This window comes from Streptomyces sp. NPDC107454 (assembly GCF_055582885.1).
On the sequence record NZ_JBVJPA010000020.1, the window covers coordinates 156546 to 175734 of the forward strand.

18 protein-coding genes are annotated in these 19189 nt (G+C 73.2%); 6 read left to right on the forward strand and 12 right to left on the reverse strand.

The annotated features are described in order from the left end of the window. Window positions 1–6 precede the first annotated feature (6 nt). Window positions 7–834, forward strand: coding sequence for a COG4705 family protein (locus ACZ69M_RS41065; RefSeq protein WP_352044647.1), 828 nt, complete (start codon window positions 7–9; stop codon window positions 832–834). A gap of 36 nt (window positions 835–870) precedes the next feature. On the opposite strand, the gene ACZ69M_RS41070 is transcribed toward ACZ69M_RS41065, so the two are convergent. From ACZ69M_RS41070 to ACZ69M_RS41085, 4 genes are all read right to left on the reverse strand, one after another. Then, complete coding sequence (locus ACZ69M_RS41070) at window positions 871–2235, reverse strand: sensor histidine kinase (protein ID WP_470058160.1); 1365 nt, start codon at window positions 2233–2235, stop codon at window positions 871–873. 55 nt (window positions 2236–2290) lie between these two features. Beyond that, on the reverse strand, window positions 2291–2953 hold the full coding sequence (locus ACZ69M_RS41075) for a response regulator transcription factor (protein WP_470058162.1): 663 nt from the start codon (window positions 2951–2953) through the stop codon (window positions 2291–2293). A gap of 91 nt (window positions 2954–3044) precedes the next feature. Beyond that, window positions 3045–3653 carry a phosphatase PAP2 family protein gene (locus tag ACZ69M_RS41080; RefSeq protein WP_470058163.1) on the reverse strand — a complete coding sequence of 203 codons (609 nt, stop codon included), beginning with the start codon at window positions 3651–3653 and terminating at the stop codon, window positions 3045–3047. Continuing rightward, complete coding sequence (locus ACZ69M_RS41085; protein WP_470058165.1) at window positions 3650–4357, reverse strand: DedA family protein; 708 nt, start codon at window positions 4355–4357, stop codon at window positions 3650–3652. The genes ACZ69M_RS41080 and ACZ69M_RS41085 overlap by 4 nt, the downstream gene beginning before the upstream one ends. 116 nt (window positions 4358–4473) lie before the next feature. Between ACZ69M_RS41085 and ACZ69M_RS41090 the strand changes: the two genes are divergently transcribed. Beyond that, window positions 4474–4860: a BlaI/MecI/CopY family transcriptional regulator gene (locus ACZ69M_RS41090; protein ID WP_470058167.1), complete on the forward strand. Its 387-nt coding sequence runs from the start codon at window positions 4474–4476 to the stop codon at window positions 4858–4860. Beyond that, window positions 4860–5801, forward strand: coding sequence for a M48 family metalloprotease (locus ACZ69M_RS41095; RefSeq protein ID WP_470058169.1), 942 nt, complete (start codon window positions 4860–4862; stop codon window positions 5799–5801). The genes ACZ69M_RS41090 and ACZ69M_RS41095 overlap by 1 nt, the downstream gene beginning before the upstream one ends. Before the next feature lie 79 nt (window positions 5802–5880). On the opposite strand, the gene ACZ69M_RS41100 is transcribed toward ACZ69M_RS41095, so the two are convergent. Both ACZ69M_RS41100 and ACZ69M_RS41105 read right to left on the reverse strand, forming a co-directional pair. Continuing rightward, window positions 5881–6093, reverse strand: a complete 213-nt coding sequence (locus tag ACZ69M_RS41100) for a hypothetical protein (protein ID WP_470058171.1) — start codon at window positions 6091–6093, stop codon at window positions 5881–5883. A gap of 102 nt (window positions 6094–6195) precedes the next feature. Next, window positions 6196–6573, reverse strand: coding sequence for an ArsR/SmtB family transcription factor (locus tag ACZ69M_RS41105; protein ID WP_470058173.1), 378 nt, complete (start codon window positions 6571–6573; stop codon window positions 6196–6198). 34 nt (window positions 6574–6607) lie between these two features. Here ACZ69M_RS41105 and ACZ69M_RS41110 point away from each other — a divergent pair, with 34 nt between their 5' ends. The 3 genes from ACZ69M_RS41110 to ACZ69M_RS41120 are packed head-to-tail and all read left to right on the forward strand — an operon-like array spanning window position 6608 to window position 10672. Further along, complete coding sequence (locus ACZ69M_RS41110) at window positions 6608–8602, forward strand: heavy metal translocating P-type ATPase (RefSeq protein ID WP_470058175.1); 1995 nt, start codon at window positions 6608–6610, stop codon at window positions 8600–8602. Between the two features lie 55 nt (window positions 8603–8657). Further along, complete coding sequence (locus ACZ69M_RS41115) at window positions 8658–10139, forward strand: AlkA N-terminal domain-containing protein (protein ID WP_470058177.1); 1482 nt, start codon at window positions 8658–8660, stop codon at window positions 10137–10139. A 50-nt stretch (window positions 10140–10189) separates the two neighbouring features. Beyond that, a complete protein-coding gene (locus ACZ69M_RS41120; RefSeq protein WP_470058179.1) occupies window positions 10190–10672 on the forward strand; it encodes a methylated-DNA--[protein]-cysteine S-methyltransferase in 483 nt (160 codons plus the stop codon). On the opposite strand, the gene ACZ69M_RS41125 is transcribed toward ACZ69M_RS41120, so the two are convergent. The 6 genes from ACZ69M_RS41125 to ACZ69M_RS41150 form a co-directional block, all read right to left on the reverse strand. Beyond that, window positions 10669–11445 carry an SIR2 family NAD-dependent protein deacylase gene (locus ACZ69M_RS41125; RefSeq protein ID WP_470058181.1) on the reverse strand — a complete coding sequence of 259 codons (777 nt, stop codon included), beginning with the start codon at window positions 11443–11445 and terminating at the stop codon, window positions 10669–10671. The two genes, ACZ69M_RS41120 and ACZ69M_RS41125, sit on opposite strands and share 4 nt — an antisense overlap. Before the next feature lie 73 nt (window positions 11446–11518). Then, the gene (locus ACZ69M_RS41130; RefSeq protein ID WP_470058183.1) at window positions 11519–14887 is read right to left on the reverse strand and encodes an SAV_2336 N-terminal domain-related protein; all 3369 of its coding nucleotides are present in this window, start codon (window positions 14885–14887) and stop codon (window positions 11519–11521) included. Window positions 14888–14987: 100 nt separating this feature from the next. Further along, a complete protein-coding gene (locus tag ACZ69M_RS41135; protein WP_470058185.1) occupies window positions 14988–15944 on the reverse strand; it encodes an AAA family ATPase in 957 nt (318 codons plus the stop codon). Then, window positions 15941–18160: a VMAP-C domain-containing protein gene (locus ACZ69M_RS41140; protein ID WP_470058187.1), complete on the reverse strand. Its 2220-nt coding sequence runs from the start codon at window positions 18158–18160 to the stop codon at window positions 15941–15943. Before ACZ69M_RS41140 ends, ACZ69M_RS41135 begins: the two co-directional genes overlap by 4 nt. Next, the gene (locus tag ACZ69M_RS41145; protein ID WP_470058188.1) at window positions 18157–18543 is read right to left on the reverse strand and encodes a CU044_2847 family protein; all 387 of its coding nucleotides are present in this window, start codon (window positions 18541–18543) and stop codon (window positions 18157–18159) included. The genes ACZ69M_RS41140 and ACZ69M_RS41145 overlap by 4 nt, the downstream gene beginning before the upstream one ends. A 71-nt stretch (window positions 18544–18614) precedes the next feature. Then, window positions 18615–19106 carry an NUDIX domain-containing protein gene (locus tag ACZ69M_RS41150; RefSeq protein WP_470058190.1) on the reverse strand — a complete coding sequence of 164 codons (492 nt, stop codon included), beginning with the start codon at window positions 19104–19106 and terminating at the stop codon, window positions 18615–18617. Between the last annotated feature and the right edge of the window lie 83 nt (window positions 19107–19189).

Sequence of the window (19189 nt, forward strand, 5' to 3'; positions counted from 1 at the left end):
GGCCTCATGACTGAGACTTCTGAGACGCCCGGGGCTTATGTCCGCAGTGGGGCGGCCCCCGGCCACCGCCTCCGCTGGAACAAGGTTCCCGAGGTCACCGCGTACTTCTGGATCATCAAGGTGCTGTGCACCACGGTCGGCGAGACCGCGGCGGACTTCCTGAACTCGAACCTGGGCATGGGCCTGACCGGCGTGTCGCTGCTGATGAGCGCGCTGCTGATAGGGGTCCTCGTCGTCCAGTTCCGCACGAAGGCCTACCGGCCCGGCGTGTACTGGTTCGCCGTGGCCCTGATCAGCGTCGTCGGCACGCTGATCAGCGACAACCTCACCGACAACCTGGGTGTGTCGCTGACGACCTGCACCACCGTGTTCGCCGTCGCCCTCGCCGTCGTCTTCGCCATCTGGTACCGCCGCGAGGGAACGCTGTCCATCCACAGCATCGACACGGTGTCCCGCGAGGCCTACTACTGGCTGGCCGTCCTGTTCACCTTCGCGCTGGGCACCGCGGCCGGTGACCTCGTCGCGGAGAAGATGGCCCTCGGATACTGGGTGTCCGCGATCCTGTTCGGCCTGGCCATCGCCGCGGTGGCGGTCGCGCACTTCGCGCTCGGTCTGAACGCCGTGCTGAGCTTCTGGATCGCGTACATCCTCACCCGTCCGCTGGGTGCCTCGATGGGCGACTACCTCTCGCAGCCGACCGGCGACGGCGGCCTGGGCCTGGGCACGACGGTCACCAGCGTGCTGTTCCTCGCGGTCATCCTCGCTCTGGTGGTGTACCTGTCGATGACCCGCAAGGACGTCACCGAGTCCGAGCGGGAGCTCAGCCTCCCGTAGGGGCCGCGAGCAGGGGTCTTCGGGCGGATGACGTGCTCAACCCGCGGGAAGCGTGACCACGAACGTCGCGCCGCGGGTGCGCCGCCCGTCGTGGTCCACCTCCCCGCCGGCGGAGCGGGCCAGGCGTCGCGCCAGCGGCAGCCCGAGGCCCGCTCCGCCGTGTCCGTCCTCGGGATCGGCGCGCCGGCCGGGCTGGAAGAGCTGCGCCGCGAACGACGCCGGTACGCCGGGACCGTCGTCCCCGACCTCGACGTGCACGCCGCCGGGCCGCGCGCGGGCCAGGATCTCGACCCGGGTGCGCGCGTGCCGTAGGGCGTTGTCGAGCAGCGGGCTGACGATGCGCTCCAGAAGGGCTTCCGGCACGCCGGCCGACAACCGCGCGTCGCCGGCGGTGACGACGACCTCCACGCCCGCCTTCGTGGGGCCGAGGCGGTCCACCAGGCGGTGCAGCACCGGCAGCACATCGGCCGTGCCGGGCGCGGTGGCGGCGCTGTCACGGGCCTCGTCGAGCAGGGTGTCGCAGATCGTGCGCATGGACTGGGCCGCGTCGGCTATCGCCGCGTGCGTGGCCTTGGTGTCGGCGTCGGAGCGGGGGCGGGCTCCCCACCAGTCGAGCTCGGCGATGATCCGGGCGAGCGGGTTGCGCAGCTCGTGCGACAGCTCCCGGGTGAGCTGCTGCTCGTGCCGCAGCAGCGCGCGGATGCGGTCGAGGAGGGCGTCCAGCGAACCGCCCAGCTGGGCGAGCTCGGTGGGACGGGCCACGGCGCCGAAGCGCTCCTGGGAGGCTATCGCGCTCCATTGGGTGGCGTGCTCGGTCATCGAACGCACGGGACGCAGGGCGCGGCCCACCGCCAGCCGCGTCAGCGCGTAGGTGCAGGCGAGCATCGCGGCGTCGAGGGCGAGGGACGCGAAGAGCATCGTGTCGGCCGAGCCGCGGTACGGGGAGAGGTCCAGTGCGGTGACGACGGTGGCGGCGCCCTTGCCACCGGGCACCGGGCGCGAGCACAGCCGTACCTCGTCGTGACTGTGCACGGTGACGCAGTGCCGGGCGCCGCGTGCCACGAGCCGGCCGGCGGCGCGGGTCAGCGGGCTGGTGGCGGTGGCGGACGGGGGCTTCTCGAGCAGCCGGCCGCCCGCGTAGATCCACACGTTCGTGTCGAGGAGCTCCTCGCCCGGGGTCTCCAGGACCCGCACCCGGGAGCCGTCGGTGACGACGGTCGCGGCGACGGCGGCGGCACGGGTGCGCAGCTCGTCGTCCGCCTGGTGCTGGAGGTGACGGCGTACGACCGTGTTGAACGCGACCGTGAGGATCACCATCAGGATCGTCGCCGTGGTGAGCGCGACCAGGGAGAGCCGGCCTCGCAGGGTGCGCGGCCACCATCGTGCGGCGAACGCCCTCATGACCGTGCCTTCGCGCCGGCTGCCAGGGCCCTCATGACACCGCCTGACAGGGTCTTCATGACAGCCGATGGCCGATGCCGCGCGCCGTGGTGATGGCCAGCGCGCTGCCGCCGTCCCGGAGCTTGCGGCGCAGCCGGGTCAGGTACTGGTCCAGCGTGTTGTCGCTGACCTGGGCGCCTTCCGGCCAGCCGGCCCTGATCAGCTCCCGCCTGCGGACGATGTCCCCGGACCCCGCCATCAGCGCCGCCAGCAGCCGGAACTCCGTCGGAGTGAGGCCGACCCGGGTGCCCTGGACGGTGAGGGTGTGCCCGACCGGGTCCAGGACCAGGTCCCCGGCGGTGGTGGCCGGGAGCGGTCCGCTGCGCTTGAGCGCCGCCCGCAGCCGGGCGGCCAGCTCCGTCAGGTGGAACGGCTTGGGCAGATAGTCGTCGCCGCCGGCCGAGAAGCCCGCCAGCCGGTCCGTGAGGTGGTGATGGGCGGTCAGGAAGATGACGGGCGAGAGGAAGCCATTGGCTCTGATCGCCTGGCACACGTCCCGCCCGTCCGCGTCGGGCAGCCCGACGTCCAGCACGGCCGCGTCGACGTCGTCCCCGGCCAGCCGCAGCGCGGTCGCCCCGTCCGGGGCGGGCACGGTGTCGAAGCCCTCGTCGCGCAGCCCGCGCAGCAGGACGTCACGCAGGGCGTGATCGTCCTCGACGACCAGGATCGTGTGCCGCATGGTCCTCCTTCAGCCGCTCCGGAAGGGCGCTTGCCTGTTCCCCATGGCCGTAGCCGTAGCCGTAGCCGTAGCCGTAGCCGTAGCCGTGGGCCTACGCCGAGACCAGCAACGGCCGCAGCAGCCGCGAGTCCGTCAGCCGGCCGGCGAGCGGGTCGGAGAGTCTGCGCAGGAGGGTCGTCAGCAGCATCGCGATCAGCGTGCCGACCAGGACACCGGCGACCACGTCGTGCGGATAGTGCGCGCCGACCCAGACCCGGGAGACGGCCATCAGGCAGGCGCCCAGCAGGGCAATGGTGCCGAGGCGACGGGAGACGTAGAGCAGGGCCACGGCGGCCGCGGCTGCGATGACCGTGTGATTGCTGGGGAAGGACCAGTCGCCCGGCGCAGGACACGCCTCCAGCGTTTTCACGTGCAGGCTCTGACAGGGGCGGTCCTCGCGCACGACCATCTTGAACAGGGAGTTCACCCCGAACGCCACGACGACGATCAGCGGCACCGCGAGCGCGACCATCGCCGCCCGGGCGCTGTCGCGACGGGCCTGCCACCAGCCCACGAGCATGAGAACGGCGAACAGCGCCAGCCCGTATGTCGACCAGGCGGACACCAGGCTGTCCAGCCAGGACGGGGAGTCATGGGCGAGATTCACCACGTAGGTGTAGGTGGAGCCGTCGATCGACGACCCGTTGAACGCGAGGATCATCCCTGGGCGCCCTTCTCCGCGGTCGCGGTCGCGGTCGCGGCCTTGCGGGAGCGGCGGAACTCGGCGGCCAGCGGGATCAGCGACACGATGACGATCACGGCGATGATCGGGAGCAGATAGCGGTCGACGTTCGGAATCGACGAGCCCAGTGCGTAGCCCGCGAGGGTGAGGCCGATGCTCCAGACGAGACCGCCGACGACCTGCCACACGGTGAACGTGCGGGCGGGGACCTGGAGGGCGCCCGCCATCGGGTTCAGCACCGTGCGCACGACCGGGACGAAGCGGGCCAGCACGATCGCCTTCGCGTGGCCGTACCGCTCCAGCAGCTCCTCGGCGCGCTGGGCCCCTTCGTGCAGCCGGGGCGAGCCGCTGCGGGCGAGCAGCGCGCCGCCCGCCTTGCGGCCGATGAGATAGCCGCACTGGGAGCCGGCCAGCGCGCCCACGGCGGCGCAGACCAGCAGCGGCCCCAGGGAGAGCTTCAGCCCCCCGTGGCCCGACCCCGTGCACAGCAGGCCCGCCGTGAACAGCAGCGAGTCACCGGGCAGGAAGAAGCCGATCAGCAGCCCGGTCTCCGCGAACATCACCACGCCTACACCCAGCACACCGAAGGCGGCGAGCAGGGACTGGGCGCTGAGGATGTTCACCGCCAGCTCCGACCCGAGCTGTGATCCGAGCTGTGACGCTGCGAACAAAGGTGCGGCCATCGCCGGGAGCCCTCTCATACTGGACGGGCGGGCGCAGTGGTGACGGCACCCGAGTGACTACAATCCTGTAGACGGTCTACTGAACTGTAGACGATACCGGGGTGAGGATCGTTCCCATGACCAGCGCGAAGGACGAACGCCGACCGGCGGGTGAGCTCGAGGCCTCCGTCATGGCCGCCCTCTGGGCCGCCGGCGCGCCCCTGACTCCGGGCCGCGTCCAGACGGAGCTCGGCTCGGGACTGGCCCGTACGACGGTGACGACGATCCTGTCCAGGCTGCATGAGAAGGGGATCGTCGGCCGGGAGCGGCAGGGCCGGGGCTTCGCGTACTTCCCCGTCCAGGACCCGCACGGTCTCACCGCCCGGCGCATGCACACCGAGCTCGACCGGGACAAGGACCGGGAGACGGCGCTCGCCCGGTTCGTCGCCCAGCTCAGCCCCGACGACGAGCGCCTTTTGCGTGATCTTCTGGAATCGGGTGAGCCACTGGAATCGGGTGAGTAATGACCACTCTGCTGATCATTCCGCTGCTCGTCCCGCTTCTGCTGCCTTTCGCGCTGCCGGGGCTGGCCCGCCGCTGCCTCGACCGCCTCGCGCCGGTCGCCGCCCTGTGGGCACTGACCCTCACGGTCCTGGTACTGGCCGGCGCCTCCGTGGCCGCGCTCGGCGCGCTGCTCCTCACGGGCCTGCTCAAGCTGCCGGTCCTGGCGGGTCTGGGTGACCTCGTCCACCCCCTGCGCACCCCGTCGAACCTGATCGTGCTGCCCCTGGCGGCGGCGGCCACCGGCCTCCTGACCGTCGGCGCCGCGACCCTCGCACGCTCCGCCCTGCGCCAGTTGCGCGCCTTCCGCACCGCCCGCAGCCAGGCCGACCGCCGACCGGCCGCGGGCGACCTGTGCGTGATCGAATCGCCCCACCCGGACGCGTACGCGCTGCCGGGCCGTCCGCACCGCATCGTCGTGACCACCGGCATGCTCCGCAGCCTCTGTCCCGAAGAGCGCGAGGTGCTCTTCGCCCACGAGCGGGCCCACAACGCGGGCAACCACCACCGCTTCCTCGTCGCGGCCGAGATCGCCGCGCACTGCCATCCCGGGCTGCGCCCGGTCCGCGACAGCATCGCGCTCGCCGCCGAGCGCGCCGCGGACGAGGCCGCCGCCACGGCGGTGGGGGACCGGCGGCTGACCGCGCGCGCCATCGCCCGCGCCGCCCTCGCCACCACGGCCGCCCGCTCCATCCGCCCCGACTTCGCCGCCGCCGCGACCACCGGACCCGTACCCCAGCGGGTCGCGGCCCTTCTCGCGGCTCCCGGGCGCCGCCCCCGAGCCGCCTCCTGGATCGCCCTCCTCCTCGTCGCCTGCGCGACCGTCTCGGCCTCCGCGGCGGCGACCGGCGTTCTCGCCTTCCATCACGAGGTGGAGATCGCCCAGGGCGAGGAGACCCGCTGACCCTTCCGGGTCGGGTCGCCGGGGCAGGGCCGTGTGCCCAGCTGGTTCCCCGACGCCCCTCTGCCTCTCCGTGGAATCTTCATTTGCGCTCAGCGAGAGGCATGTTCTCCCTCAGGGAGAGTCTGTCGTGCCCACGCGTCACGCCCACCGGATCGGCGGCAGGGGAGAGCTCATGGAAGAGACCGACGCGTTGCGGGCCGCCCGCGCCGTGCGGCGGGCCGTGCTCGGCGACGCCTACGTCGACGGCGCCACCGCCGACCCCGACCGGGCCGGCCGGGAGTTCCAGGACCACGTCACGGCGACCGCGTGGGGCGTCTGGGCCCGGGGCGGCGCCCTCAGCCCCCGGCGTACAGCGGCCGGATCTGCCGTGTGGCCGTCGGCAGGGGCGTTTGCGCTACTCGGACGCGTCGCTGAGACCGAGCCGCAGATGCTCCACGTGGTAGACCGCCTGGTCGAGGAGTTCGGCGACATGGTGGTCGTGCAGCGCGTAGACCACCGACCGGCCGCGGCGCTCGCCGACGACCAGGCCCAGGTTGCGCAGCAGCCGCAGCTGGTGCGAGCAGGCGGACTGTTCCATACCCACCTCGGTGGCCAGCTCCGTCGCCGGAAGCGGCCCTTCGCGCAGCCGCGCGAGGATCAGCAGCCGTGAGGGGGTGGACAGGGCCTGGAGCGTCGTGGCCACCTTCGCGACATTGGCAGCGTCCAGACGCACGCGCGAGGTGACGTGCTGAGCGGCGGCGTCCTGCGCGGTGGTGACGGCTCCATGACCCATGGGCGTATCTTACCCATCACACATGAAGGCATGAATGAGTCTTCATGCGTTCCTGTATGGTGCCGGGGTGTCCTCCACTCTTGACTCGCCGCCCGTCCCCACCCTCGACGCATCCGCCCGCACGGCCCCGCGCCGCCGCACCCGACTCCTCGCGCTGCCGGAGGCCCGCTGGGCGCTCCTCGCGACCGCCGCTTTCCTCCTGGCGCTCCCGTTGCACTTCGCCGACGCGCCCGGCTGGACGTACGGGCCGCTCTACGCGATCGCCTACCTCGCCGGTGGCTGGGAACCGGCGCTGGAGGGGCTGCGGGCGCTGCGCGGCAAGACCCTCGACGTCGATCTGCTGATGATCGTCGCGGCCCTCGGCGCGGCTGCGATCGGACAGGTCCTGGACGGCGCCCTGCTGATCGTCATCTTCGCCACCTCCGGCGCCCTGGAGGCCCTGGCCACCGCCCGCACCGCCGACTCCGTACGCGGGCTGCTCGACCTCGCGCCCGCGACGGCGACCCGGGTGACCGCCGACGGTGAGGAGTCCGTCCCGGTGAGCCGACTCTCCGTCGGTGACGAGCTGTTGATCCGGCCGGGGGAGCGGATCGGAGCCGACGGACGGGTCCTCGACGGTACGAGCGAGGCCGACCAGGCGACCATCACCGGCGAGCCGCTGCCGGTCCTGAAGAATCCGGGCGACGAGGTCTTCACGGGCACCCTCAACGGCACCGGAGCCCTGCGCGTCCGTGTCGAGCGCGACCCCGCCGACGCCGTGATCGCCCGGATCGTCACCCTCGTGGAGGAGGCCTCGCGCACCAAGGCGCCGACGCAGCTGTTCATCGAGAAGATCGAACAGCGCTACGCGGTGGGCGTGGTGGCCGCCACGCTCACCGTCTTCGCCGTGCCGCTCGCCTTCGGCGCGGACCTCACCGGCGCGCTGCTGCGGGCGATGACGTTCATGATCGTCGCCTCGCCGTGCGCGGTCGTCCTCGCGACCATGCCCCCGCTGCTCTCCGCCATCGCCACCGCCGGCCGGCACGGCGTCCTGGTCAAGTCCGCGCTCGCCATGGAACGCCTCGGCGAGATCGACACGGCCGCCCTCGACAAGACCGGGACGCTGACGGAGGGCGCGCCCGAGGTGACTGCCGTACGCCCGGCGGCCGGATCGGGGCTGGACGAGGACGCCCTGCTGGCGCTGGCGGCCGCCGCCGAGCACCCCAGCGAACACCCGCTCGCCCGTGCGATCGTCGCCGCCGCCCGCGCCCGGGACCTGCGCCTCGCCTCCGCCCGCGACTTCGCGGCGAAGCCGGGACACGGCGTCACCGCCACGGTCGACGGCATGGTCGTCACGGTCGGCCGCCCCGACTCGGGCCTGGACACGGACGCAGATACGGACACTGACGTCGAAGGCGGCACGGTCGTCCGTGTGGAACGCGACGGCGCCCCCGTCGGCTCGCTCGTCCTGGCCGACCGCCCGCGCGCCGACGCCGCCGAGACGGCCGCGGGGCTCACCGCCCTGACGGGCACCTCACCCGTGCTCCTCACCGGCGACAACCCGCGCGCCGCCGCCCAGGTGGCCGCCGCCACCGGCATCACGGACGTACGCGCCTGTCTGCTGCCCGAGGACAAGGTCAGGGCCGTACGGGAGCTCCAACGCGCCGGCCGCAAGGTCCTGTTCGTCGGCGACGGCGTCAACGACGCGCCCGCCCTGGCCGCCGCCCATGCGGGGGTCGCCATGGGCCGGGCGGGTTCCGACCTCGCGCTGGAGACGGCGGACGCCGTAGTCGTACGCGACGAGCTGGCGGCGATCCCCGCGGTCGTACGGCTGTCCCGCGCGGCCCGCCGCCTGGTGGTCCAGAATCTCCTTGTCGCGGGTATGTTCATCACGGTCCTCGTCGTGTGGGACCTGCTCGGACACCTCCCGCTGCCGCTCGGCGTCGCGGGCCACGAGGGCTCCACCGTGCTGGTCGGGCTGAACGGGCTTCGGCTGCTGCGGGAGTCCGCATGGCGGCGGCCGGACGGAGGCCGACCTCGGGCGGTGTGAGGTTGATGTCGGATTCTCGCCAGCCCCGGCCTCGCGGGTGCCCGATGCTTGAGGCATGCGGAACGGGATGCACACTGACATGGAGCGCTGCGTGCGCGCTGTCCAGTCGAAGGACGCGCGCTTCGACGGATGGTTCTTCACAGCGGTCCTGACCACGCGAATCTACTGTCGGCCGAGCTGCCCGGTGGTGCCGCCGAAACCGGAGAACATGACGTTCTACCCGAGCGCGGCGGCCTGCCAGCAGGCCGGGTTCCGGGCCTGCAAGCGCTGCCGTCCGGACACCAGCCCCGGCTCGCCCGAGTGGAACCAGCGAGCCGACCTCGTCGCCCGCGCGATGCGCCTGATCGGCGACGGCGTCGTGGACCGTGAGGGCGTTCCGGGTCTGGCCGGCCGGCTCGGCTACAGCATCCGCCAGGTCGAGCGGCAGCTGCTCGCCGAGCTGGGCGCGGGACCGCTCGCGCTCGCCCGGGCCCAGCGCGCCCAGACCGCCCGGCTGCTCATCGAGACCACCACGCTCCCGATGGCGGAGATCGCCTTCGCGGCCGGGTTCTCCTCCATCCGCACCTTCAACGACACCGTGCGCGAGGTCTTCGCCCTCGCCCCGAGCGAGCTGCGCGACCGGGTGCCCAAGAAACGCGCCCCGGCCACACCGGGCGTCCTGAGCCTGCGGCTCCCCTTCCGCGCCCCGCTCAACCCCGACAACCTCTTCGGCCACCTCGCGGCGACCGCCGTACCCGGTGTCGAGGAGTGGCGCGACGGCGCCTACCGGCGCACCCTGCGCCTGCCCTACGGCCACGGGATCGTCGGGCTCACCCCGCACGTCGACCACATCGCCTGCCGCCTCACCCTCAGCGACCTGCGCGACCTGCCCGTCGCGATCAGCCGCTGCCGCCGCATGCTCGACCTCGACGCCGACCCGGTCGCCGTCGACGACCAGCTGCGGACGGATCCGGTACTGGCGCCCCTGGTGGCGAAGGCTCCCGGCCGCCGGGTGCCGCGCACGGTCGACGAGGCCGAGTTCGCCGTGCGGGCCGTCCTGGGCCAGCAGGTCTCCACCGCCGCCGCCCGAACCCACGCGGCCCGCCTGGTCACCGCGCACGGCGAAGCCGTCGAGGACCCCGAGGGCGGCCTCACCCACCTCTTCCCCTCCCCGCAGGCGCTCGCGGCCCTGGACCCGTCGTCACTCGCGCTGCCGAGCACCCGCCGCACCACCTTCACCACGCTCGTCCGCCAACTCGCCGACGGTTCCCTCCACTTGGGAGTGGAGAGCGACTGGGCCGAGGCCCGCGCCCGCCTTCTCGCCCTCCCCGGCTTCGGCCCCTGGACGGTCGACGTCATCGGCATGCGCGCCCTCGGCGACCCCGACGCGTTCCTCCCCACCGACCTCGGGATCCGGCGCGCGGCCCAGGAGCTGGGCCTGCCGTCGACCCCCGCCGCCCTGACGGCGCGCGCGGCGGCGTGGCGCCCGTGGCGGGCGTACGCGGTCCAGTACCTGTGGGCGACGGACAGTCACCCGATCAACTTCCTCCCGGTATGAGCGACTTCAGGCACATGAAGATGGCTTCAAACGACTCGAAGGTACGAACTGTGAAACAGCACACGGTCATCGACAGCCCGTACGGCCCCCTCACCCTCGTCGCCGACGACGGCGTCCTGTGCGGCCTCTACATGGTCGGCCAACGCCATCGCCCGCCGGAGGAGACCTTCGGCGAACGCGACGACACGCCCTTCGGCGAGGTCGCCGACCAGCTGAAGGCCTATTTCGAGGGGGAGTTGAAGGAGTTCACCCTCGAACTGCGCATGTCCGGCACCCTCTTCCAGCGCAGCGTCTGGGAGCAGCTGTGCCGGATCCCCTACGGCGAGACCCGCTCGTACGGCGAACTGGCCGAAGCCCTGGGCAACACGGGCGCCTCCCGCGCGGTCGGCCTCGCCAACGGCAAGAACCCCATCGGCATCATCGTGCCCTGCCACCGCGTGGTCGGCGCGAACGGAAGCCTCACCGGATACGGCGGCGGCCTGGACCGCAAGCAGCGCCTGCTGGACTTCGAGAGCGGCACGGCACTCTTCTAGCCCACTTCCCCGGCTCTCGGCGCCGTCGGCTCGCTGTGCCTCCAGCTCTCTTCGCCCAGGGTGCGCAGCAGCTTCGGCAGGGCGGTGCCGATCGGCTCCCGTACGACCTCGTCGGCCCGGTCGTCGTACGGCGTCGGTTCGGCGTTGACGATGATCAGCCGCGCCCCGTGGTCGGCGGCGAGGCCCGCGAGCCCGGCGGCGGGCTGCACCTGAAGGCTGCTGCCGACCGCGATGAACACCTGGCACGCCTTGGTGATCGCCATCGCCTCACCGAGCACCACCGGGTCCAGCCGCTGCCCGAACATCACCGTCGCCGACTTCAGGATCCCGCCGCACTCCAGGCACGGCGGGTCCTCCTCGCCCGCCTCGACCCGCGCGAGCGCGTCCTCCATCGGCCCCTTGGCATGACACGTGGTGCACACGACGGTACGCGCGGTGCCGTGCAGCTCGATCACCTTGCGGGCCGGCATCCCGGCGAGCTGGTGCAGCCCGTCCACGTTCTGCGTGATCACCCGCACCGGCACCCCCGACCGCTCCAGCTCGGCCACCGCCCGGTGCGCCGCGTTCGGCTCCGCCTTCAGCGTCCGGTTCTTGCGCCGCATCTGCCACGACCGCCGCCGGATCTCCGGATCAGCCATGTAGAAGTCGTACGTCACGAGCTTCTCGGCCTCCGGATCCCGCCGCCACAGCCCGTTCGGACCCCGGTAGTCGGGGATCCCGGAATCCGTGGAGATACCGGCACCACTGAGCAGGGCAACAAGGGGCTTGGTCATGGTGCCGAGGGTAGATCGCGCGGGGTGCGACGGCGAACGGAATTCGTGTGAGTGCGGGTGGGGGGCGGTCGGGTCAGGGGAAGATCGGGCGGGGGCCCAACAGGAGGGCGGCGAGGCGCAGGTATGCCTTGTAGGCCTCAGGCGTCAGCCAGGAGAGTTCGACCGTGCTGCCCATGGTGAGGTGGCCGTCGCGGGGGACCATGACGACGCCGCGGCAGCGGGAGCTCAGGCCGCGGATACTGGCGGCGTCGAGCGTCCAGCCGGCCGCGGGGCGGCTGTGGTTGAGGACGACCACGGCCTCGCGGACCAGGTCCGGCAGGTCGAGGGTGACAAGACGGTCCATGGCCTGCTGCGCCTGGGTCAGACCGGCGGGGTCGGCCCGCGAGACGATGACCACGCGGTCGGCCGCCCTGAGCACCGTGGGCATGAACTTGTCCGAGTCGACCAGGGTGAGGTCGAAGTAGTCCCGGGTGGTCCGGGCCACCCGGTGGAAGTCGTAGTCCGTGAACTGGCCGACCGACGCGATGCGCGAGACGGAGTCGTTGGCGAGAACCTGGAGCCCCGAGCGGTGCGGCGACAGGAACAGCTGGAGATCCTCGAAGTGCCGCACCTCGTGCAGTGACTCGGCCAGGTCCGACAGGCTGGCCAGGGTGTTGCGGAAGACCCGCCCGCCGATCCGGACCTGGCTGCCCGTGTGCCGGTCGGCGTCGATGGCGAGCACCCGCTCCTGCCGCTGGTCGGCCAGTACGGCACCCAGCACCATCGTGGTCGTGGTGCAGCCGACCCCGTCCTTGACGCCCACGAGCGCGATCCGCAGGGGCTCGGGCAAGGGGGTGCGGATGGTGCGCATCCACTGCTCGTGGTCGTCCTCCCCGTCGCTCGCCGTCTCCGGCTCGACGGCGGGGCCCTCGTCGTCCCCGCCCGTGCCGCCCTCCACGTCCTCCCACTCCACCCCGCCCGGCAGCAGCGCACCGAAGGCGTCCGCCACCTCGCGGGCGGTCGGCCGCCCCGCGGGTTCGGGCTCGACACAGCGCAGCAGCAACTCCGCGATGTTCTCGTCGAGTTGCGCGAGCTGGGGACTCCTGCGCAGCGCGTCGTTCTCGTACCAGCGCCACGGCCGGCCGGTCGCGGCCTGCAACAGGATGGAGCCGAGGGCGTACACGTCGCCCGCCGTGATCCGGGACTCGCCCCAGTACGTCACCTCGGGCGCCCGGTAGGGGGAGTTGGCCGGCGTGGACGGTGTCGACGCGCTCCACGCGCCGTCGATGCGCGCCGACGTCCAGCCGATGAGATGCAGCGTCGACTCGGTGACCAGCACGGTGCCCGGGGTGAGCGCGCCGTGCACGATGCCCTTGTGATGGCAGCGGGTCAGCGCCCGCGCCAGGTTCCAGCCCAGCCAGGTGAACAGCGGGGTCCCGGGCAGCGCCCCGGCCGCGTCGAGCACGGCACGCAGCGTGGGCGCGGGCGGACCACCGCTCAGCGTGTCCAGACGCAGCGCCAGCCACGGCGTGGGGCCCTCCAGGTCACTGCGCAGCACGGCGGGCGCGTACATCCCGTCCATACGGCGCAGCGCCCGTCGTTCCACGTCGAGCAACTCCCGTGCCACGGGCGAGTCGAAGGAGTGCGACACCCGCAGCAGCACCCGCTGCCCGTCCTCGTCCTCCCCGATGTACGCGGTGGGCTTGCCGCCCGTGCCGTCGCGTTGCAGCAGCGAGTACGGGCCCAGGGTGTGCAGGTCCTGCAGCCGCAGCGGCAGCCACGACGGGGCCGCCTCCAGGCCCGACGGCAGCCGCACCTCCTCGTACTCGGTGGTGCGCGGCGGCGTCGGCGCCATCGGTTTGGCACCCAGGTGGGTGAGGAGACGGTCCTCCAGCCAGGCGAACGGCCGTGTCCCGGGCAGGAGTTCACCCGTTCCCGAGGGGTGGGCGAGCCAGGCGGGGAAGTCGGGGGAGCGGCCCACCAGGGTGCGCAGCCGCGCGGTGACCGCCCGGGTGGTGCGCAGCAGATCGATCGGGGACGCGGTGTCGAGCAGGATCTCCTGGGCCTCGCCGGCGAATCCGAACCGGCGGTGCTGGGCCGGCAGCCGCTCGTCGACCGGCTCCACCTGGCGCATCAGACCGCCCAGGAACACCTCGGCCAGATGCGCGGTGTCGGCCCGCCACGGCACGGCCGCCTGCACCAGCCGCATCACGGGCACCGTGAGCGGGGACACCGCCGCGAGATGAGCGGCCAGCCGGTAGGCCCCCGGGGACGCGGCGTCCCGGAACCTGAGCACGGCGTCCGCCGCGCCACCGCCCCGGGTGTCGGCCCCGGCCCGTGGCGCCTTCGCCTGTAGCGGCGCCAGCAGGGGCAGCTCCGCGCTGCCGCCCGGCGAGGCCACCAGCCGCGCCCACGCGGCGACCGCCGGGGGATACGGCTCCAGTACGGGGACGGGGACCCCGGGGAACTCGTCACCGAGCCCCGGCGGCAGCAGCGGGTCGGCGACCTCCCAGGTGTCGTTCGCCGCGCCGCGCCGCCGGGTCGTCACCAGCCACGGTTCCGAGCGGATGCCCGACCCGTCCCACATGTGGGAGGGCAGCGCGTGCATGATCGCCGTCGGCCCCTGGTGCGCCCAGCGTTCCAGCGCCGCGTGCAGCCGCCCGTCCCGCCAGCAGGCGCCGACGCCGTCGCTGATCACCAGCACCAGCGTGCCGCCCGAGGGGTCGGCGACCGACGCGGGGGAGAGCAGCGGGGCGTGCGGGTCGAAGGGGCGGGAGCGCAGCAGCGGCGCCTCCGCCGACCGGGTGTCCAGGCCGTGTACACGGATGTCGCGGAAGGCTCCGAGACGTTCCAGCAAGGCGCGCAGTTCCATCGCCAGCCGCCGCCACAGCAGCATCGAGATGCCGTCGTCGATGAGGAGGGTGAGGTCGAGCCAGCGCTGCCGGGCGGGGCGGGTCACCACATCGGGCAGCCCCGTCTCGGCCATGGCCGACGCCGTGGCCTCCTCGTCGAACTCCCGTTTCAAGGGCCCGGGCTGAGGCTGTTTCAGCAGCCGGAGCGCGCGGCTGAGGCGCAGCTCGTCCGACCCGAGCGCCTTCTCCTCGGGGACCCGCACGGGCAGCGCGCCCTCGCCGGGCGCGCCACGCAGCCCCGGCGCGGCGAGGTCCGCGAACTCGGGTGCGCTGCGCGCTGCTGCCGCCGCGTGCAGGGCGCCCAACAGTTGTGCGGGAGGCGGTGGTTGGGCCGGTGCGGCGGGCGCGGGGGAGTCGAGCTCGGCCGGGGCGGGGCCGGCCGTGGAGCGCTCGGTGTCTCCCGCGCCGCCCGGCGGCGGTACGGCGTCCGCGGCGAGCGCGCTCGCGAGGGGCGCCGCGGCTCCCGGCGGAAGCCGCGTCGCCAGCCACAGGGTGTCGAGCAGTTCATGGATCGACAGCTCATGACCGGCCAGTCGTCCGAGTTTGCTCAACGGGGGCAGGATCGGCGGGGCACCCGGAACGTCAGGGCCGCCCGGACCGCCGCCGGTGTCACGCGGGTTCCCCCCGTCGCCCCCGTCGCCCCCGCGCACGCTAGACCATCCCACCCAGGCGGTGGAGTACGGCGTCCAGCAGCCCTTCGGCGTCCAGATCGACCCCGCCCTTGCGCAGGAACACGGCGTTGAGCAGCTGGTCGGTGGCGAGTTCGCCCGGCGCCCGGCGGTTGAGGAAGGCGTGCAGCAGGTCGTCCACGTCGGACAGCGCGTCCTCACCGAGATGCGCGGCGACGATGTCCCGCAGCCGGGCCTCGTCCGGGTCCGGCAGATCGAGCCGTACACAGCGGCGCATGAAGGCCGGCGGGAAGTCCCGTTCGCCGTTGCTGGTGATCACCACGACGGGGAACTCCCGGCAGCGCACCACCCCGCGCGTCACGGTGACCCGCTCGCCGCCCGAGCCATGGGTCAGCACCGGCACCTCGGACTGGGTCTCCGGCAGCCGGGACAGTTCGGGTATCTCGAACTCGCCCTCCTCGAACACGGTCAGCAGATCGTTCGGGAGGTCGACGTCACCCTTGTCGAGCTCGTCCACGAGCAGCAGCCGCGGCCGGTCGCGCGGCACCAGGGCGGTGCCGAGCGGCCCGAGCCGCACATAGGTGCCGATGTCGGGCTCGGGGTCCCCGCGCTCCTGGCGCAGATGCGTCTCACGCAGCCTGCCGATCGCGTCGTAGCCGTACAGGGCGTCCTTGAGGACGGAGCGGCTGTTGACGGGCCATTGGAGCACCGGTCCGAGGGACAGCTCGTGCGCGACGGCGTGCGCCAGCGAGGACTTGCCGGTGCCGGGGTGCCCGGTGACGAGCAGCGGGCGGCGCAGATGGAGGGCGGCGCTGACCACGTCCGCCTCCGTGCGCCCGATCAGATAGGGACGGTGCCGCGGGCGGCCGCCCGGTCCGTCGACGAACTGCCGCCAGGGCGGCGCCTCGGGGAACTCCACCTCACGGGCCACGCGGTCACCGCGGAACAGCCGCCACCCGTCCTGCGTCTGCTGGTTCATCCTGTCCGCTCCGTTCCTTCCGAGGGATCGGCGAGCTGGAGTTCGTCGGGCAGCGGCAGCTCGATGTCCTCCCACACCAGCGCGGGACGCGCGGGCACCGCCCGGTCCGCGTAGGCGCGGACTCTGAAGTGCCGTACGCGCTCCGGGAGTCCGTCCACGGGACCGTGCGGTGCCAGGGCGTCGAGCGGGGCGCAGTCGTCCGGACCGGGGGCGGCCCGGTCCCAGAGCACGACCGGCACCCCCATCACCAGGCACACGGGCAGCAACTCGCCGCGGTGCTCGGTGCTTCCGTGCACAAGGACGCGCGCGGTGTCCCGATGGGTTGTCTTCAGCAGCCCGATGAGTCCCGCCCGGCCGCCGATCCTGTGGTCCGCGAGGAGGGTGTCGCTCTGGTGACGGGCGTTCCAGCGCCGCTTGAGATCGGCGGGTCCGGTGCGCGAGCGCCGCCGGATCTTCGGGCAGCGCAGCACGAGATGGAAGTCCTCGCCGAGCCGCGCGGAGATGTACTCCTCGGCGCCCGCCCCGTCCCACTCGTCGAGCGCGAGCTCCAGCGCGTCCGGCGGCACCGACACGGCGACCAGCACGACCCCGTCCCCGGCGCCCTCCGCGCCCCCGGCCACCTCCCGGATCAGCCGGGCGATCTCCCGTCCGGTGCGCGGCCGGCCGGACTCCGAGGCGGCGCGCGCCGGGGTGCCGTCGGGGCGCAGCCGCCACACCGAGCAGCGGTAGTGGTCGGCCGGGTCCTTGGCGTACCGGTCCAGCTCCACCAGGACCCGTACACCGGCCGGCGCGGACCGCCGGGACCAGCGGTCCGCATCCCCGCGCCGCTCCTGCAGCGCCGAGGAGTGAATGCCCAGGCGGGCGGCGACCCGGGAGCTCCACTCCCGCAGCGCCTGCCGGGCCAGATCGCCGGACGTCTCCGCCGCCACGTACTCGACGACCCGCAGCAGCGCGGGCAGCCGGGGCGACTCGTCGGGCACGGGCGACCCGTCCCCGTACCAGCCCTCCAGTTCGTGGACGACCGCGGGCACGGCCGACGGTGCTAGGCGGGCCGCCTGCAGCGACCGCGGCAGGTCCACGTAGGGCAGCGCGGCGGTCGCGGCCCGCGGCAGCAGGCCCGGATCGTGCTCGGTGAGATGCTCCAACTTGACCACCAGCGCCCGGTGTTCGGCCACCGACAGCAGCCGCGCGGCCTCCGTCAGCCGGCCCAGGGCGAGCAGCCGGTCCAGCTCGGCCCGGCCGCGCGGATCGTCCGCCACCTTGGGCGCGAGCGACTCGGCGAGCGTGGGCAGCGCCCGCTCCGTGCCGCTGAGCAGATGGGCGAGCTCCTCCACGGTCGGCGCGCTCCCGTCGCCCGGGGCCCGCAGCGCGAGCTGGGCGGCGAGCACGGTGGCGTGGTCGGCGCGCGCCCGAGGGTCGCCCAGCAGGCTGTGCAGCGGGCCGACCATCATGTCGCGCACCGACTCGGCCTCGGCGAGGGTCGCGGCCGACCGCTCCCTGCTGCCGTTCACCTGCTCGGGTGCCGCCCCGACCCGGGCCAGCTCCCGCAGGACCGACTGCCAGCCGAGCCCCCAGCTGCGCCGCAGCGTGTGCTGGGCCGAGAACACCCCGTCGGGCGCGGTGATCCGCCCCACGACCAGGCCGACGGCCGCCCGGTCGGTCACCGACCAGAGGGGCCCGCCGCTGTAGCCCTCGTCGACCGCCGCGCCGGACAACTGTCCGTCGAGATAACAGATCCGGCCGTCGTACGCCCCCACCCGCGCGTCGGCGTACGAGAACGGCTGCCCGCCGCCGTACCAGGCCCGCACCTGCTGGCCGCGCTCCATCTCCAGCCAGCGCAGCGGGCTCACGGGCGGGGGAGGCGCCTCGTCGAGTTCGAGGACGGCCAGATCGCCGTCCCACTCCAGGGAGCCGTCGGCGACCGGGCCGTACTGCGGGGACCGCGGCGGTATCCAGGCGACCAGCCGGGCCTGGTGCAGATCCGCGGCGGACAGCACGGGGAAGGACACGTCGAGGGTGACCTCCCCCGGGTTGTGCGGGCTGAGGCCCCGCAGCCCGAGCGCCAGGTTGATGACATGCGCGCAGGTCAGCAGCCTGCGGCCGGAGAGGTAGACACCCGCCCCCGCGGTCCGGCCGCGATCGCTGGACAGGACGCGCACCAGCGCGCCGCGGGCGTCGCCGGACGACGGGTCGTCCGGCGATCCGAACCAGGTCACGGCTCCGTCCGGCGGGGCAGCTGCCAGGTCGCCGAAATGGTCATGCTGGCCTGGCCGTTGGCCCCGACGATGCCGATCTTCAGGTCCTGCCCGATCTGGATGCCGAAGTCGACGGAGATCTCGTGCGGCGGGTCGGGTATACCGCGGATCGCGTCGTGCACCTGCTGCAGTACGGGCCCCAGCGGGCTCAGCACACTGCGCAGACCGTCCGTCGCCAGCGACGCGACCCGCGCGCCACGCCCGACCGGGACCACCCCGGAAATGCCGCTGGGCAGATCGGCGTCGACGGCCGGGGCCGCCGACGCCTCCCCCGCGGCCGCGAGCTCGAGCCGGACGTGGGCCCCGTCGTCGAGGGCGAACTCCATGTAGTCGTAGTGCGGCACATGGGCATTGTGCCGATCAATGCCCCGTGAAGGTAGCGAAGTTGACGAATCCGCCGAAGCCGATGGGCGAACTAGCCCACCCGGTGGCCGTTCTCCAGCTCCGCGGTTCCGCCGCCCTCCGTCAGGACGTCCAGCGCGGCGAGGACCCGGCGGCCCAGTGCGCCCGGCAGATACTCGGCCAGTTCCTCCCGCGGCACCAGCCGCCACGACAGCAGTTCCTCCTCCTGCAACCGGATCGCCTTGAGTTCCCGCTCGCCGAGGACTCCGCCGTCGTACAGGTAGGCGACCAGCGGGGGGCGCGCCGTCCCGTGCACCCAGTCGACCGCGAGCAGCGCACCGAGTGCGATGTCGAGCCCGATCTCCTCGGCGGTCTCGCGGCGCGCGCCCTGGCGCGGGGTCTCCCCGTCGTCCGACTCGACCGTGCCACCCGGAAGGGCCCAGCCCTCACGGTAGTTCGGCTCGACGAGCAGCACCCGGCCGTCACCGTCGCGGAAGAGTGCGGCGGCACCGGCGAGGACACGGGGGAGGCCCGCGATGTACGTGGCGAAGTCTGGAGTGGTCATCCCCGAAGCGTAACGAGCCTGCGCGGCCCCTCCCCGGACGTGCTGCCGGCGACGGGAATCACGGCGGACGTGTTCGAAACGGC